The organism is Nonomuraea fuscirosea (assembly GCF_035917475.1).
Taxonomy (GTDB): Bacteria; Actinomycetota; Actinomycetes; order Streptosporangiales; family Streptosporangiaceae; genus Nonomuraea; species Nonomuraea fuscirosea.
In genome coordinates, this window is sequence record NZ_CP109074.1 from 4301734 (window position 1) to 4316549 (window position 14816).

Consider the following 14816-nt stretch of genomic DNA (forward strand, 5'->3'; position numbering starts at 1 on the left):
GCACGTACAGGAGATGGTCGCCCAGCCCTCCGGCGCTTCCGCTCACCACGCACCTCAGCAGCTTAGATTCGGGCGCCGGGAGAGTCGAACCCGTTCGCACCTGTGCCCCCGGCAACCCGGAAGCTCATTGCGTCAACCCAGGGTTGACGATCTGAGTGCGTCAACCTATGGTTGACGGCATGCAGAGCAACGTGCGACTCGACGATCTCATCACCACGATCAAGGACCGCCACCCGGACGGAGACCCCCTCGGCGAGCTGTCCGACGCCGTCACCCTGGCCGAGCACATCGGCGAGATCGCCGACCACCTCATCGGCCACTTCGTCGACCAGGCCAGGCGCTCCGGCGCCTCGTGGACCGACATCGGCCACAGCATGGGCGTCAGCAAGCAGGCCGTGCAGAAGCGTTTCGTGCCCAAGAGCAGCGGAAACTCCCGGCCCCTCCAGGACGATCTGCGTACCTTCTCCCGCTTCACCGACAAGGCGCGCAGCGTCCTCGTCAAGGCGCAGGAGGAGGCCCGTACGGGTGGTCACGCCCACATCGAGGCCGGGCACCTGGTGCTGGGCCTGTTGCGCGAGCCCGAGGGGCTGGCCGCCACGACCATGGTGGCGCTCGGCGCCTCCCTGGACGCGGTCAGGGAGGCCGTCACGGCCGAGCTCGGCCCCGGCGACGGGCCGGGCTCCCAGCCGACGCCGTTCACCGCGCAGGGCAGGAAGGCCCTGGACCTGGCCGCGCGCGAGGCGCTGCGCCTCGAACACGACTTCGTCGGCACCGAGCACCTCCTGCTCGGCATCCTGTCGCTGGACGACGCACCGGTGGTGCGCACGCTGGCCGGGCTCGGCGTGGCCAAGCAGCCCGCGGAGGCGGAGATCGTACCCGCGGTCGAACGGATGCTGCGCTCGAAGGACACGTGATCCCGCACCGGCCGCCTTCGCCCCGGCCCGCTGAGCCGCGACCGTGCGCTGTTGGCCTTCCCACTGTCGGCCTTGCGCTCTCGGCGAAGACGTTCCGCCGTGGGCGATGACGGGTGCCGTACGGCGGATCGACGGGCGATCGTTGAGGAGGCGAGGCACCGGGCGGCGGAAGGGGGCATCAGCGCGATGGCGGTGACGGAGGTGCGTGGACCGGCCGGCTGGCTGGCGGCGGAGGTCCGCGACAGCGATGACTGGCAGATACATCTCGGCGAGCGACACGCGAGGGAGATCATCGACGCCGTGAGAGCCGGGCCGGGCGACGGACGATTCCCGCTGCCGACGCTCGGCTCCGTCCTGCGGGATGTGCGTGAGCGGCTCGTGCACGGCCGCGGGTTCGTGCTGCTGCGGGGCGTGCCGGTGGGTGAGCTGAGCGCGCGGGAGTGCGAGGCCGCCGCGCTGGGTCTGGCCGGGCACATCGGGCAGATCATCCCGCAGGGCCCGGACGGGGCGCCGCTGAGACACGTACGCGACACCGGCGCCGACCCGGCCGGCGCCGTCACCCGCAGTTACCAGCACAGTGGACGGCTCGGTTACCACAGCGACCCCTATGACGCCGTCGCGCTGCTGTGCCTGCGTCCGGCGCGGTCCGGCGGGCTCAGCTCCATCGTCAGCTCCGTCGCCGTGCACAACGAGCTCGTACGCACCCGCCCCGACCTGGCCCAGGTGCTCTACCAGCCGTGGTGGCACGACCGCCGCACCGGGGACGGCCCCGACAGCTTCTACGCCAAGCCGCTGTGCACCTCGCGTCCGGGCGGCGGGGTCTCCATCGCCTACGGGCCCGACTACCTCCGCTCGGCGCTGCGCGGCCCCGGCGTGCCGCCGCTCACCCCCGCCCAGACGGAGGTGATGGAGCTGCTCGACCGGCTGACCGGCGACCCCCGCTTCGCGCTGACCATGGACCTGCGGGCCGGCGACCTGCAGTTACTCAACAACCATGTCGTCCTGCACAGCCGCACCGCCTATACCGATCACCCCCGGCTCGACCTCCGCCGTCACCTGCTGCGCCTCTGGCTGACGACGTAGCGGCGGCCGGCCCAGCGGGCGCTCAATGGGTGCTCGGCGGGCGGGAAACCGATGATGGCGGGGACTCGGCGGGCCGGACGGCTGACGGCCCGGAGGCTGGGGGGAGCCGGCGACGGCAAGAAGCGACGGGGCTCGGCGAAGGGGTCGGCGCGCAGGGCGGCTGATCGCCTGGAGGCCGGGAAGCCGGTGGCGGCAGGAAGCGGCGGGGCTCGGCGAAGGGCGGCCGGTCGCCCGGAGGCCGCACAGCCGGTGACGGCAGGCGAGCGGCGGGCCCGGGCGGTGGCGCGATCCGGACCAATCTTCGCCGGCGGTTGTCAGGCTTGGGCGGTTGGTCTGACGACGACCTCGCTGATGTCGACGCCCGCCGGCTGCTCGATGGCGAACCCGATCGCCGCCGCGATGGCCGAGGGCGGGATGGCGATCTCGTCGCGCTGCCGGGCGATCGCCGCGGCCGCCTCGGGGGGCGCCCCCTTGCCCACCCCCTCGGTGTTGGTGAACCCGGGTGAGACGAGGGTGACGCGCAGGTCGGGCCCCGACTCCTGGCGCAGCGCCTCGGTCAGCACCTTGACCGCCGCCTTGGTGGCCGCGTAGACGCCCTGCGGCGATTTGACGACGTAGGCAGCGGTGGAGGCGACGTTGACGAACTGGCCCGAGCGTTGCCGCCGGAAGACGGGCAGGGCCGCGCCGATGCCGTTCAGCAGGCCGGTGACGTGCGTCGCGACCATCGCGTCCCAGTCGTCCTGGCGCAGGTCGTCGAAGGGTGAAACCGCCATGGTGCCGGCGTTGGAGATCAGGACGTCGAGCCGGCCGTACCGGTCGATCGCCGTGTCCGTGAGCAGCATCATGTCCTCGCGGCGCGTCACGTCGACGACCTCTCCGACGGCCGAACCGCCCTGGGCGGCGATCTGCGCCACCACCTCGCGCAGCCGGTCCTTCCTGCGCGCGCCGAGCACGAGCCGGGCGCCCCTCTCGGCGAGGTACGTCGCCGTAGCCGCTCCGATGCCGCTGCTGGCGCCGGTGATCGCCACCACCTTCCCTGCGATGCCTGTCATGATCAGCAATCCCTTCCCCGAGCTATGTGCCCAGGCCAACCGATGACCTAGAGTGGAAGTGGAGGCGCCACCACTTATTTGCAGCGTAAGTGGGCGCTCCTCCGTTTAGCAACTCAAGGACGGAGAGGGGACGACGGGCCGCCGATGAGCCAGCACGCACCGCGCCCGTTGCGAGCCGACGCGCGCCGTAACCGGGACAAGATCATCACGGCCGCGGCGGGCATCTTCGCCGAGCACGGACTGGACGCCCACCTGGAACGCATCGCCAAGGAGGCGGGCGTGGGCACCGCCACCCTCTACCGCAACTTCCCCACCCGGGAGGCGCTGATCGAGGCGGTCTACCGCAACGAGGTGGCCCAGCTGTGCGACGCCGTGCCGGGCCTGCTCGCGGAGCATGCGCCGGACGAGGCCCTGCGCGCCTGGACGCGCCTCTTCCTCGACTACGTGAGCGCCAAACTCGGCATGGCCGACGCCCTGCGCGCCATCGCGGCCACGGGCGAGAACCCGTACGGTCACAGCCGGGAGATGATCCAGGACGCCATCACCGCCCTGATGGACGCCTGCGTGGCCGCCGACCTGATCCGCACCGACATCAGCCCGGCGGACCTGGGCGCCGCCCTGGCGGGCATCGCCCTCACCTCGGCCGCGCCCGAGCAGCGGGAGCAGGCCGAACGCCTGCTCGACCTCACCCTGGACGGCCTCAGGGTCCGCGCGTGACGCCACGAGCAGACCTTTCCCGCGCCTGAGACGCCGCTCCGTCCGGACGCCCCCGCGCTGCCGGACGAGGAGGTCGGCCCTCGATCAGCGCCGACACTAAGATCTCGGGCATGCGAGTCTTCATCTCGGTCGACATGGAAGGAGTCGCGGGCGTCGCGACCCTCGACCAGGCCGTACGCGGCGGCACCGGCTACGCGCGAGCCCAGCGGCTGATGACCGCCGAGGCCGACGCCGCCGTGAGGGGCGCCTTCGACGCCGGCGCCGGGGAGGTCGTGGTCAACGACAGCCACGGCAGCATGGACAACCTCCTGCACGCCGAGCTTGACCCGCGCGCCCAGGTGGTGACCGGCTCGCCCAAACCGCTGGCCATGATGCAGGGCATCACGGAGGGCGACGCGGTCGCCCTGCTGGTCGGCTACCACGCGGCGGCGGGCGAGCGCGGCGTGCTGGCGCACAGCTTCTCCGGCACCTTCCGTGAGATCCGGGTGAACGGCGCGCCGGTCGGCGAACTCGAGGTCAACGCCCTGCACGCCGCGGCGCTGGGCGTGCCCGTGGGGCTGGTCACCGGCGACGACCTGGTCTGCGCCGCGGCGGCCAAGGCGCTGCCCGGAGTGCGGACCGTACCGGTGAAGCGGGCGGCGGGCTTCCACGCGGCGACCTCCACGCACCCGTCGGTGGCCGCCGAGCGCATCAGAGCCGCGGCCCGCGACGCCGTGGCCGGTCACGCCGGGCTGGCGTGCCCGCCGGTGCCGGACAGCTTGCGCGTCGAGATCGAGTTCACCACCCCGCTGGCCTGCGACTACGCCATGTACGTGCCCGAGGCTCGGCGTTCCGGCGGCCTGGGACTGGTCCGCGAGGTCGGCAGCACCGAGGACCTGATCAGGCTGATCTCCGCCTGCCTGCACCTGTCGGCACACGCGACCGCCACGGTGGCGGCCCGACGGTGAGCCCCAGGGAGGTCGGCTCACATTGAGGCACCGCGCCCTGCTGCCGCTATTTCAAGCCAGGCCCGCTTGTTGGCGAGGGCCGCGATCAGCGGAGCTGGCACAGGGCGCTGGCCTGGAACCGGCCCTGGCCCGCCCTGCATCGGCAGGCCGGCGACACCGACAGGAGAACCCATGAACATCGCGGTCGTCGGAACCGGCGACATCGGCACCCCGCTCGCCCGCGCCGACCGCGCCCGCATGCCCGCCGACCGGGACGCCGGTACCCACCTCGTCTACACGCCGGGCATCGGCGTCGACATGGTCAACGGTGCCCGGATCTATCGCGAGGTCACCAAGTAGCAGCCCGGCGAGCGCGCATCGCGCTCCGACGCGCCGCCCGACAAGCCGGGCTGAGCACCGGAAGTCCGGGCTTGACTGGCAGGACAGCCGTTGGCGGTACCCGCGAGTGACTTAGTCGGCCGATTCGGCCGGGCGTCCTGTGCTGTCACCGGCCTCGGTTTGGACTGGGGTTTGTGCGGTGAGCCCCAAAGTAGCTGTGCGTAATCTTCGTCACGCTGCATGCTTGCAGAAATGGTCATATTGCGTTCGCAGCGACTCGAGCAGCGGCTCCGATGTCCAGTCGCCGGGCCGACGGGTTTGTGATGGCCAAGGATTGTGGCGCTTCACCAGGTGATCGGTTGGCTGGTGAGTAGGGGCCGGACTTTGGTGAGCATCAGGTCGAGGAACCGGTCGGGGTGGCGGAAGGAGGCGAAGTGGCTCGCGTCCTGGATGAGGGAGAAGTTCTTGACGGGCGCGGTGACGTCGTCGAAGAACCGCCGGACCGGCTCGGGCGGGGTGATCACGTCGCGCTCGCCCTGGAAGATGAAGAACGGTATGACGAACGTGGTGCCTTCGGCCCATTCGTCGATGGTCGCGGACTCGGGCGCGACGCGCTCGGAGAAGCTCATGGCCTTGGTGTAGGCAGGCAGCTCGCGCACGGAGTGCAGGGGCGAGGACAGCAGGGAGCCGACCACGACGGTCTTGATGGTGTCGAAGGTGAGCGGGTCGGAGCCGACGGTGTGCTTGTTGTACTGCGACCAGTCCTCCATACTCCAGGCGGATCTGTCCGGGCCGATCGTGGTGACGGCGGCCAGTTCCTTGCGCTTGCCGGCCGTGCCGAGCCGGTCCAGCAGTGCGCGGTAGGCGGTGTGGTCGCGGCCGCCGGCGTTGATGTTCTGGTCGGTGCCGATGTAGGCGCAGTACAGCTCCGGGTGGTTGCGGGCCAGGCGCAGCCCGACGATGGAGCCGAAGGAGCAGGCGAGCAGCACGACTTGTCGACGCCGAGGCGGGCGCGGATGTGCTGGGTGACCTCCAGGGCGTCGCGTTCAAGTCGATGCAGTCTCATGTCGCCCTGTCCGTCGGGGCCGCCGTGGGCGAAGGTTTTGCCTGCGCCGCGCATGTCCCACCGCACGATCGTGAAGTGCCGCTCCCAGTCGCGGGTGCGCGAGGCGAAGATCAGGTTGGTGGCGCCGGGGCCGCCGTGGAGTTCCAGGATCACCGGGTTGCGGCGGTCTTCGCCGCGGATGGTGACCCACTGATCGATGCCGCCGATGCGGACGAACCCGGATTCCTCGATGCCGTGCGGGCTGCTGATGCGTAGTCGTTTGGCGTGGGCGGTGCGCCTGAGCTGGCGGTAGCCGAGCAGGCCTGCGGCGGGGACGGTGATGACCGCGGTGACGGTTGCGGCAAGGCGCGCGACCTGCCGACGGGCATCGCGCTGCTGTGGGGCGAACAGGACCAGCCCGCCCGCGGCCCCAAGCCCAGCCTCACCCCCCAGCGCATCGCCGAAGCCGCCGTGACCCTCGCCGACGCCGAAGGGCTGGAGACCGTCTCGATGAACAAGGTCGCCGCCGGCTCCGGCTGGCGACCCCGGCTTTCCGCGTGGGCCCACCGCCAGTGCGGGGTCTACCAGGCCCACCCCTGGCTGCTGGCCGCCACCGCCATGCGCCGGCAGATCATGGGCCCCCACCAGCTCGCCTGGATGGACGCCGCACTTGCCGCCCTGGAACCCACCGGTCTGACCGCCGGCCAACGCCACCAGGTCTTCCTGCTGATCGCCGGGCAGGTACGCAACCTCGCCCAGCAACGGGCCGACTTTGACGAGGACCACAACCGCGAATGGGGCCGCCTGACCAGCGAACTACTCAACCGCCACAGCAATCGCTTCCCCGCCCTGACCAAGGCGATCGCCGACGGCGCATTCACCTCCACCCAGCTCGATCCACTCGACTTCGGCCTCGATCGCATCCTTGACGGCGTCCAAGTGCTCATCGACCGTGGCTAGCGAGCATCACCCCCTACAGTCGCTGACCTACTGACGCGGCTGTGGCGGGGTCAGGTAGCGCCGGCGGCGGACGTAGCGCAGATCCACCTCGCTGTGGGCGTGCGCGCCGGAGACCATCTGCTGGACACCGCAGTTGGTGCCGCAGGCGTAGATGACCAGCATCAGCCGCTCAGCCAGCACCTCCGAGCTCAGCTTGATCGCTCCCGCCTTGCGGTCGCTGATCTGGACCCAGTCCGGGGAGGGCGGCGCGTCGTTCAACTACGCCAGGGCGCTGGTCATCTCCTCGCGCAGGCTGTCGCAGAACTCGGTCGGGTCCAGGGCTAGCGGGCGCGGACCACCCCTTGGTGCTTACGGGCCGGTCTGGGTGAGCGCGACGATGACGTGGAGCATGCCAATGATGGGTTCTTGGGGGCTGGGTAAGGTTCCGGCTCTGGCCGAACGCCGCGCCGCCATGTGCGTGGGCTTGGAGGAGCGAGGCGGGGAGAGGAGTGGTCCAGCGTTCAACTGCCGAGGGCGCGCTTTTGTGGGTGGATCGTCTCGCCGCGGGCGAGCATGTCAACGAACTGAGTGATACGGCGGGCTCGGGTCTCGGCGCGTTTGGCGTTCGTGATCCGATAGAGAACGGCGTAGCGGTTTTGGGAGGTGAGGATGTCGAACATCGCTTGCGCCTGGGGTTTGGCGGCCAATGCGGCGGCCAGGTCGGCTGGTACCTCGATGCCGGCTTGTCCCGCGTAGGCCGTGTCCCAGCGGCCGTCGGCCTTGGCGCGTTGGACCTCTGTCATTCCGGCCGGATGCATCCGGCCCTCGCCGATCAGACGGTTGACGATGGAAACGTTCCGCGCTGACCAGGGACTTTGCCTTCCGCGAGGGGTGAAGCGCCGGCAGAAGGTGATCTCATCCCGCCGTCGTAGCCGGCCATCGATCCAGCCGTGGCACAGGGCTTCGTCGAGCGCCTGGTCATAGGTCAGGCTGGTGGGCCGGGTCGTGTTCTGCTTGGCGAGGACCAGCCACACCCCTGCCGAGTTGTCGTGGTGCCTGCTGAGCCACTCCCGCCAGGCTCGGGCATCGGCAACGGTCAGTTCCAGTAGTTCGTCGCTCATCGTCATTGTGCCCCTGATCATCATCAAAGGGATGGTTGTCGGCGGTCACCCGAAGGTGAGAGCCCAGAACGGGGGCCTGCCGGCGGTGGCGCTGGATCGGCCAGCGGTGGAGCCGGCCGATCTCGTCCTTCGCCACGTCGCCACCACGTCCTCTGGACGGATGACGGTCGCCCGCCTTCACCAGGCCTTGCCAGCCTGCTCCCGGATCGTGTGGTTGATCCGGTTGAAGAAGTTGGTGATGGCGATGTTCAAGATGATCGCCGACATCTGCTTCTCGTCGAAGTGGGTGGCAGCGGCGTCCCAGATCTCGTCGGTCACGCCCGGCGCGCCGTCCTGGATCCGGGTGGCGGCCTCGGTCAGCGCGAGCGCTGCCCGCTCCTCCTCGGTGAAGAACGGGGTCTCGCGCCAGGTGACCACGCTGTGCAGCCGCTCGTCGGTCTCTCCATGCTTCTTCGCCGACTGGACGCCGGCGAACACACACGGGCTGCAGCCGTTGATCTGGCTGGCCCGCAGATGGACCAGCTCGAGCACGAGCGGGTCGACGCCACCGGCGTGAATCGCCTTCTGGAGATGCGTGATCCCTGTGATCACGTCGGAATTCGCCACGCTCTTCATGCGTGCATCCATCAGTGTTGCTCCTTCATCGGTTACCTCGGCCCGTCCGGTTCCGTCATCTAACGCACCTTGGCGGAGGTCAACGTCATGGACTTTTCGGCCGAGGAGTTCTCGGTCGTGCCGGCGACGTTACGGTATGACCCGGTCAGAAACGGTCCTGGTTATCGAGCAGACTGTCAGCCATGGTCAACACCTCGGCGCGACTGCTGCAGTTGCTGTCTTTGCTGTCAACGCGGCAGTCCTGGACGTGCGCTGATCTGGCCGCCCAACTGGAGATCACCGAACGGACGGTTCGCCGGGACATCTCCCGGCTACGTGAACTCGGCTACGGCATCGAATCGGAGATGGGCCCATGGGGCGGCTACCACCTCGGGCCCGGAACCAGCATTCCGCCACTGATCCTTGACGAGGAGGAGGCCCTCGCGGTCGCTGTCGGGCTGCGCACCGCCGCCTTCAGCGGAGTCTCCGGCAGCGACCAAGCAGCCCTGTCGGCGCTGCTGAAACTACGCCAGGTGCTGCCGGCCAGAATCGCCGACCGGCTCGGCGAGCTGGACGCCGCGTTCACCCACACCGCACGACCCGAGGACAGCCAGATCTCCCCCGCGCTGCTCCTCGACCTGGCCACCGCGTGCCGGCGAGGCGAGCGTACCCAGTTGACCTACCGCGACGGGGCCGGAACGACGTCCACCCGCCGAGTAGACCCCCACCGGCTCATCTACACCGGCCGCCGCTGGTATCTCCTCGCCTACGACCTGACGCGGCAGGACTGGCGCACCTTCCGTACCGATCGCATCATCGATGCCACAGCCACCGGGCAGGCCACCGCCCTGCCCGACCCGCCAGATCCAGCACAGATGGTCAGCACGGGCATCGCGCTGAGGCCCTACCCGGTGCGGGTGACCATCCGCCTGGCCGTACCGGCCGATGAGGCCCGCAGGCTGGTGCCACCAACGGTCGGCGTCCACCACCCGGACGGCGATGACGCCACGATCATCGACATCGGCGGGCCCGACGCCGACGGCCTGGCCCGCTACCTGCTCAGCCTCGGCCGGCCACTCCAGATACTGCACCCAGAAGAGGTCCGCCAGGCATTCCTCACCCGCACACAACAGCTCCTCAACGACAACCAGTAACACGAACACCCGCCGATCGCTGACACGGCTACCCGCAGTGACGGATGTTGTCAGCCACCATGAAGTGCGAACTCGATCTTGACTGTCTCCATCGAGGTCCGCTCAACGAGACACGCCGCACTGCCGGTCCGCGAAGACGCGGTCCGGTCCGATCCTCCCCAGAGGCCCTTCAGGCGGCCGGTCGTCTGGCGCGGGGTGGCGAGAGGTACCGCACCTTCCTCGACGTCGGGCAGGCCACCATCGCCCGCGCCCTGAACACCGCCCGACGCGCCCTGCCCGAGGACCCTGAACGCACGGACGGCCGTCCGTCACGCCCTGGACGACCTCACCGACCGCCACGTGCCGTCCGCGCGTCGTTCAGTTTTGCCCGCTCCAGCCCCGTTGCGTTGTTGAATCGGGCGCAGCGGGTGAAGGTCGTCTCGACGAACTCGGGCTCGTCGGAGAAGGTCGCCCCGACAAACCAGGCCTCGCTGATGCGGCAGTTGTTCAGGCGGACGCCGCTGAGGATGGCGCCAGTGAGATCGAGACGGATGTCAGCCCAGTGGCGTGGGCTGGGGTCGGTGGTGCGGCGCTGCCACCAGCGGTGGACGGGCGAGTCCTGGTGGCGCAGATGATCTTCCAGGATGCGCTGGGCGGTCAGGCGCACCTGGCGTTCCTCGTGCGGGTCGCGGCTGCGGTCCGCGGCCGGGCAGGTGGTTCCAGCGTGAGCGGCTCTCTGGGCGGCGCGGGCGCGGGTCCGGGCGGCCCGCTGGGCGGCGCGGATCTCCTCGCGCCGGTCCTGCTCGGCCGGCGGGGTGAACGGCATCCGCAGGTACGCGCAGATCACGTCCACCACGCGCTGCCGCAGCGCGGGGGTCTGCTCGGCCAGGCGGTCCAGCGCGTACAGCCCGCCGAGCCGGACCGGGGCCTGGTCGCTGCCGAGCTGCTCGACCGCCTTGGCGTACCGCTCGGTGGTGCGGCGTTCGGCAGCGTCGTGCGTGGTGTGCGCGGTGGTCGACTCCTGGTGCCGCTGACGGCGCACGGCCAGCAGCAGCATCACCGCAGCGCCAACCCCGGCACCGGCCGCCAGCGCGGTCCTGCTCAAGGACACCCCGCAGACCGAGCTGATCAGGAGCGTGCAGGCGGTCGCGTCCGGCGACTTCCTGCTCGCGCCCAGCGCCACGCGGCGGCTGATCGAGCGTTACGTGAGCCGGCCGACCCGTGGCCTGGACATCCCGAACGCGAGCGGGAGGTGCTGGTCCTGGTGGCGCGCGGCCTGTCCAGCGCGGAGATCGCGCAGACCCTGTACGTCACCCTGAGCACGGTCAAGACGCACGTCAGCAGCCTGCTGCTGAAGCTCGACGCCTGCAGCGAGGTTCATCTGGTCATCGCCGCCTACGAGGCGGACCTCGTCGTCAGGCGCGAAGAAGATCACAGTTCTGTCAGGCGCGCAGCGTACGGCGAGCACGTCCGGGGTTTCCGTAAGCTCTGATCATGGGATGGGAGACACTCAAGCGGTGGGGTGCGGACGTCGCCCGCGTCGAACCGCTCACCGGCGGGGTCGCCAACGATGTGTGGAGCGTGCGGGTCGGCGGGCGGCTCGCGGTCGGGCGGCTCGGCGGCAGGAGCGACGCCGATCTCGCGTGGGAGACCGAGCTGCTCCGGTACCTCGACCGCGAAGGTCTGACCGTTCCGGTGCCGATCCCGACGACGGACGGCCGGCTGTTCGCCGACGGTCTGGTGGTGATGACCTACGTCGAGGGCGGCCCGCCCGAGACGGAGGACGACTGGCGGCGTGCGGCCGGCGAGCTGCGCAAGCTGCACCGGTTGACGCGGGGCTGGCCGCAGCGCCCGGGCTGGCGGTCGTCGGCCGACCTCCTGCACGCCGAGACCGGCACGAAGGTCGATCTCGGCGCGATGCCGCCTGAAGGCGTCGCCCGGTGCCGGGCGGCGTGGGCGCGGCTAGCCGGACGGGAGACCTGTGTCGTCCACGGCGACTCCAACAACCTGGGCAACGTCCGGGTGACCGCGGACCGGGTCGCGCTGATCGACTGGGACGAGGCGCACGTCGACGTCCCCGAGCTCGACCTGGTGCTGCCCGGCAACGCCGCCGGCCTGGAGGAAGGCGCGTACGACGTCGCCGCGCAGGCGTCGGCCGCGTGGGAGGCCGCCGTCTGCTGGGACGACGCGTACGCGGTCAAGCGGCTGGCCGAGGTCCGGCCCGTCTGAGGGCCGGGCGGAGAGCCGGTCTGAGAGCCGGCGGGTCACCCGGGGGCCTTGCGGCTGAGGTGCTCCCAGGCGCGGTACGCCGCCGCCCGCTCCTCGACGCCGGCCAGCACCATGTCATAGGAGGCGCCGCCCACGACGAGCCGCCGCGGCGGATCCGGCAGGCCGGCCAGCTCCATGATCACGGGCGCCGCCGTGCCCGGAGCGGGACCGGCGTCGTCGCCCCACATCTCGATCAACTGGTCGCGCAACCGCCGGTAGTGCGGGGCGGGGGCGGTCATCGTCGTGCCCGCGGTGAACAGGCCGGTGTCGTAGCCGCCCATCTGGACGATGGTGAGCTTGACGCCGAACTGCTCCGCCTCCATGGCCACCGCCTCGGAGATCGAGTCGAGGGCCGACTTGCCGGCCGCGTAGAGGCCGGTCATCGGGAAGCCGCCGCCGGTGCCCATCGTCGTGACCTGGAGGATGCGGCCGCCGCCCTGGGCGCGCAGGTGCGGCAGCACGGCCTGGGTGACCCAGAGCGCGCCGAACAGGTTGACCGCGAAGTGCGCCCTGATCTGCTCTTCCGTCGCCTCCTCCACCATGCCGAGCAGCATCGTCCCGGCGTTGTTGACCACGACGTCGAGCCGGCCGAAGGCAGCCACCGCCCGCTCCACGCCCTCGAACACGGCCGCCCGGTCGGACACGTCGAGCGGCAGCCGTACCAGACGGTCCGGATGCTCTGCGGCGAGGCCGGCCAGCGGCTCGACGTTCCGCGCGGCCGCGATGACGCGGTCCCCCGTCTCCAGGGCCGCTTCCGTGAACGCCCGGCCCAGGCCGCGCGACGCACCCGTGATGAACCACACCCGGCTCATGACGCCCTCTTTCTGTAGATACATCCTCAACTAGGCAAGACGGTACGTCTCGCCTCGCGATGCTGTCAAGACGGAACGTCTCGTCTCACGATGTGGTACGATCCCCGTCATGGTGAAGCAGCCCAACCCCGCCCGCCGCAGCGAGCGCTCCCGGCAGGCCATCCTCGACGCGGCCCGCGAGCTGGTCTCCGAGGTGGGCTATGCCAAGCTGACCATCGAGGCCATCGCGGCCCGGGCCGGCGTCGGCAAGCAGACCATCTACCGCTGGTGGCCCTCCAGGGGCGCGGTCGTGCTGGACGCGTTCCTCGCCCTCAGCGAGGCCGGGCCCGAGCGGAGCATGGCGCTGCCCGACACCGGCGACGTGGCGGCCGACCTCAAGACGGTGATGCGGGCGACGGTGGCCGAGTTCGCCGACCCGGCGTTCGAGGGGCCGATCCGCGCGCTCAACGCCGAGATCATCAACGATCCCGCGCTGGCCGCCCAGTATCGCGAGAAGCTGGCCGGCCCGGTGGACGAGGCCAAGAAGGACCGGCTGCGCAGCGCGCAGCGGGCCGGGCAACTCGCCGCGGACGCGGACCTCGACCTGGCCCTCGAGTTGCTGTACGCGCCCCTCTACCAGCGCTGGCTGCTCCGCACCGGCCCGCTCACCCCGCAATACGCCGACGCCCTCGTCGAAGCCTTCCTCAAGGCCATGAAACCGGTCTGACCTGGCCCTTCAGGACGGGCGGACGCAGAAGGGATGTCCGGCCGGGCTCGCGTACACCCGCGCGGAGGCGTCGGCCGGGCTCAGCCGCGTGCCGCCGGCGGCACGCACCCGCTCGTCCGCGGCCGCCGCGTCGTCGCTGGCGAGGTCGACGTGCAGCTGCTGGGAGGAGCCGCCGGGCCAGCGCGGCGGCGCCTGCCCGGGAGCGTGCTGGATCACGATCACGGGGAAGCCGTCGATCCGCAGGAAGTGGTGCGTCGCCGTCCTCGTGATCGTGCCGCCGAGCAGCCGGTGCCAGAACGAGCTCTCGCTCTCCAGGTCCGCGGCGTCCACGACGAGCGACGTGAGGCTGAAGGTCATGATGTCCTCCTCTGATCAGGTACGGAACACGGCTCAGACGACGGGGATGATGCCGCCGTCCACCCGGTACTGGGCGCCGGTGAGCCATCGGCCGCGGTCGGAGGCGAGGAACGCGATCAGCTCCGCGACGTCCTCGGGCCGCCCCGGCCGCCCCATCGGCACCCGCAGGCGCTCCACCAGCCGCCGCTGCACCTCCTCGACGCTCACGCCCTGGTCGTCGGCCAGGTGCCGCAGGTGCTCCGCCGCTCCTTCGGTGACGACGAAGCCCGGCAGGACGCACACCACGCGCACGCCGCGCGTGCCCACCGCCGTCGCCAGCTCGCGGCTGTAGGCGTTGAGGGCCGCCTTCGACGCCGCGTACGACGCCTCATGGGGCTGGGGGATGTGGCTGGCGATGGAGGAGACGTGCACCACGACGCCGGAGCCGCGCTCGACCATCCCGGGGACGAGGGCCCGGTCCAGCCGGACCGCGCTGAGCAGGTTCATCTCCAGGTCGGCCAGCCATGACGCGTCGGAACGCTCCAGGGTCGGCGCCGGCCGGGACTCGGCCCCGGCGTTGTCGACCAGGACGTCGATGCCCCCGGCGCTCTCCACCGCGCGCCGCCCGAGCTCGGCCGCCCCCTCCGCGGAGCGCAGGTCGGCGGGGATGAAGGTGGCGGCCAGGTCGTCAGGGGGCGCGGTACGCGAGGCCGTCAGCACGGTGGCGCCGGCCGCGGCGAAGCGGCGCGCCGTGGCCAGCCCGAGCCCGCGGCTCGCGCCGGTCACCAGCACGCGCAGCCCGGTCAGCTCTTCGTGGTCGATCGTCATGAG

At 70.8% G+C, this 14816-nt stretch carries 18 protein-coding genes and 2 pseudogenes; 11 read left to right on the forward strand and 9 right to left on the reverse strand.

Annotation, left to right across the window (positions count from 1 at the left end; genetic code table 11):
* The first annotated feature begins 179 nt into the window (after positions 1-179).
* Entirely contained in the window at positions 180-914 is a 735-nt protein-coding gene (locus OIE67_RS19585; protein WP_326642328.1) for a Clp protease N-terminal domain-containing protein, read from the forward strand.
* Between the two features lie 186 nt (positions 915-1100).
* Positions 1101-1997 carry a TauD/TfdA family dioxygenase gene (locus tag OIE67_RS19590; RefSeq protein ID WP_326642330.1) on the forward strand — a complete coding sequence of 299 codons (897 nt, stop codon included), beginning with the start codon at positions 1101-1103 and terminating at the stop codon, positions 1995-1997.
* A gap of 314 nt (positions 1998-2311) precedes the next feature.
* On the opposite strand, the gene OIE67_RS19595 is transcribed toward OIE67_RS19590, so the two are convergent.
* Complete coding sequence (locus OIE67_RS19595) at positions 2312-3049, reverse strand: SDR family oxidoreductase (protein WP_326642332.1); 738 nt, start codon at positions 3047-3049, stop codon at positions 2312-2314.
* Positions 3050-3193: 144 nt separating this feature from the next.
* Here OIE67_RS19595 and OIE67_RS19600 point away from each other — a divergent pair, with 144 nt between their 5' ends.
* From OIE67_RS19600 to OIE67_RS19610, 3 genes are all read left to right on the forward strand, one after another.
* Positions 3194-3766 (forward strand): TetR/AcrR family transcriptional regulator, encoded by a 573-nt coding sequence (locus OIE67_RS19600; protein WP_326642334.1) that lies wholly within the window; start codon positions 3194-3196, stop codon positions 3764-3766.
* 110 nt (positions 3767-3876) lie between these two features.
* Positions 3877-4713 (forward strand): M55 family metallopeptidase, encoded by an 837-nt coding sequence (locus OIE67_RS19605; protein WP_326642336.1) that lies wholly within the window; start codon positions 3877-3879, stop codon positions 4711-4713.
* 171 nt (positions 4714-4884) lie between these two features.
* Positions 4885-5052 (forward strand): hypothetical protein, encoded by a 168-nt coding sequence (locus OIE67_RS19610; protein ID WP_326642338.1) that lies wholly within the window; start codon positions 4885-4887, stop codon positions 5050-5052.
* Positions 5053-5375: 323 nt separating this feature from the next.
* On the opposite strand, the pseudogene OIE67_RS19615 reads toward OIE67_RS19610, so the two are convergent.
* Positions 5376-6023: pseudogene (locus OIE67_RS19615) on the reverse strand (hypothetical protein); the annotation flags it as partial.
* 26 nt (positions 6024-6049) lie between these two features.
* Here OIE67_RS19615 and OIE67_RS19620 point away from each other — a divergent pair.
* Entirely contained in the window at positions 6050-6352 is a 303-nt protein-coding gene (locus OIE67_RS19620) for a hypothetical protein (protein WP_326642340.1), read from the forward strand.
* A 9-nt stretch (positions 6353-6361) separates the two neighbouring features.
* Complete coding sequence (locus OIE67_RS19625) at positions 6362-7036, forward strand: TetR/AcrR family transcriptional regulator C-terminal domain-containing protein (protein WP_326642342.1); 675 nt, start codon at positions 6362-6364, stop codon at positions 7034-7036.
* A 27-nt stretch (positions 7037-7063) separates the two neighbouring features.
* Here OIE67_RS19625 and OIE67_RS19630 read toward each other — a convergent pair whose 3' ends face one another.
* The 3 genes from OIE67_RS19630 to OIE67_RS19640 form a co-directional block, all read right to left on the reverse strand.
* Entirely contained in the window at positions 7064-7294 is a 231-nt protein-coding gene (locus OIE67_RS19630) for a hypothetical protein (protein ID WP_326642344.1), read from the reverse strand.
* Between the two features lie 242 nt (positions 7295-7536).
* A complete protein-coding gene (locus tag OIE67_RS19635) occupies positions 7537-8136 on the reverse strand; it encodes a YdeI/OmpD-associated family protein (protein ID WP_326642346.1) in 600 nt (199 codons plus the stop codon).
* A gap of 177 nt (positions 8137-8313) precedes the next feature.
* Positions 8314-8763 carry a carboxymuconolactone decarboxylase family protein gene (locus tag OIE67_RS19640; protein WP_326642348.1) on the reverse strand — a complete coding sequence of 150 codons (450 nt, stop codon included), beginning with the start codon at positions 8761-8763 and terminating at the stop codon, positions 8314-8316.
* A gap of 170 nt (positions 8764-8933) precedes the next feature.
* On the opposite strand from OIE67_RS19640, the gene OIE67_RS19645 reads away from it, so the two are divergent.
* Positions 8934-9884 (forward strand): helix-turn-helix transcriptional regulator, encoded by a 951-nt coding sequence (locus tag OIE67_RS19645; protein WP_326642350.1) that lies wholly within the window; start codon positions 8934-8936, stop codon positions 9882-9884.
* A gap of 325 nt (positions 9885-10209) precedes the next feature.
* Here OIE67_RS19645 and OIE67_RS19650 read toward each other — a convergent pair whose 3' ends face one another.
* The gene (locus tag OIE67_RS19650; RefSeq protein WP_326642352.1) at positions 10210-11046 is read right to left on the reverse strand and encodes a pentapeptide repeat-containing protein; all 837 of its coding nucleotides are present in this window, start codon (positions 11044-11046) and stop codon (positions 10210-10212) included.
* 63 nt (positions 11047-11109) lie between these two features.
* Here OIE67_RS19650 and OIE67_RS19655 point away from each other — a divergent pair.
* Together OIE67_RS19655 and OIE67_RS19660 are read left to right on the forward strand one after the other, a co-directional pair.
* A pseudogene (locus tag OIE67_RS19655) lies at positions 11110-11355 on the forward strand (response regulator transcription factor); the annotation flags it as partial.
* A 2-nt stretch (positions 11356-11357) separates the two neighbouring features.
* Positions 11358-12092, forward strand: a complete 735-nt coding sequence (locus OIE67_RS19660; RefSeq protein ID WP_326642355.1) for a phosphotransferase enzyme family protein — start codon at positions 11358-11360, stop codon at positions 12090-12092.
* 35 nt (positions 12093-12127) lie between these two features.
* On the opposite strand, the gene OIE67_RS19665 is transcribed toward OIE67_RS19660, so the two are convergent.
* Entirely contained in the window at positions 12128-12943 is an 816-nt protein-coding gene (locus tag OIE67_RS19665) for an SDR family NAD(P)-dependent oxidoreductase (RefSeq protein ID WP_326642357.1), read from the reverse strand.
* Positions 12944-13052: 109 nt separating this feature from the next.
* On the opposite strand from OIE67_RS19665, the gene OIE67_RS19670 reads away from it, so the two are divergent.
* Positions 13053-13649 carry a TetR/AcrR family transcriptional regulator gene (locus OIE67_RS19670; protein WP_326642359.1) on the forward strand — a complete coding sequence of 199 codons (597 nt, stop codon included), beginning with the start codon at positions 13053-13055 and terminating at the stop codon, positions 13647-13649.
* A gap of 9 nt (positions 13650-13658) precedes the next feature.
* Here the strand turns inward: OIE67_RS19670 and OIE67_RS19675 are convergent, their stop codons facing one another.
* Together OIE67_RS19675 and OIE67_RS19680 are read right to left on the reverse strand one after the other, a co-directional pair.
* Complete coding sequence (locus tag OIE67_RS19675) at positions 13659-14006, reverse strand: VOC family protein (protein WP_326642361.1); 348 nt, start codon at positions 14004-14006, stop codon at positions 13659-13661.
* Positions 14007-14039: 33 nt separating this feature from the next.
* On the reverse strand, positions 14040-14813 hold the full coding sequence (locus tag OIE67_RS19680) for an oxidoreductase (RefSeq protein WP_326642363.1): 774 nt from the start codon (positions 14811-14813) through the stop codon (positions 14040-14042).
* Positions 14814-14816: the final 3 nt, after the last annotated feature.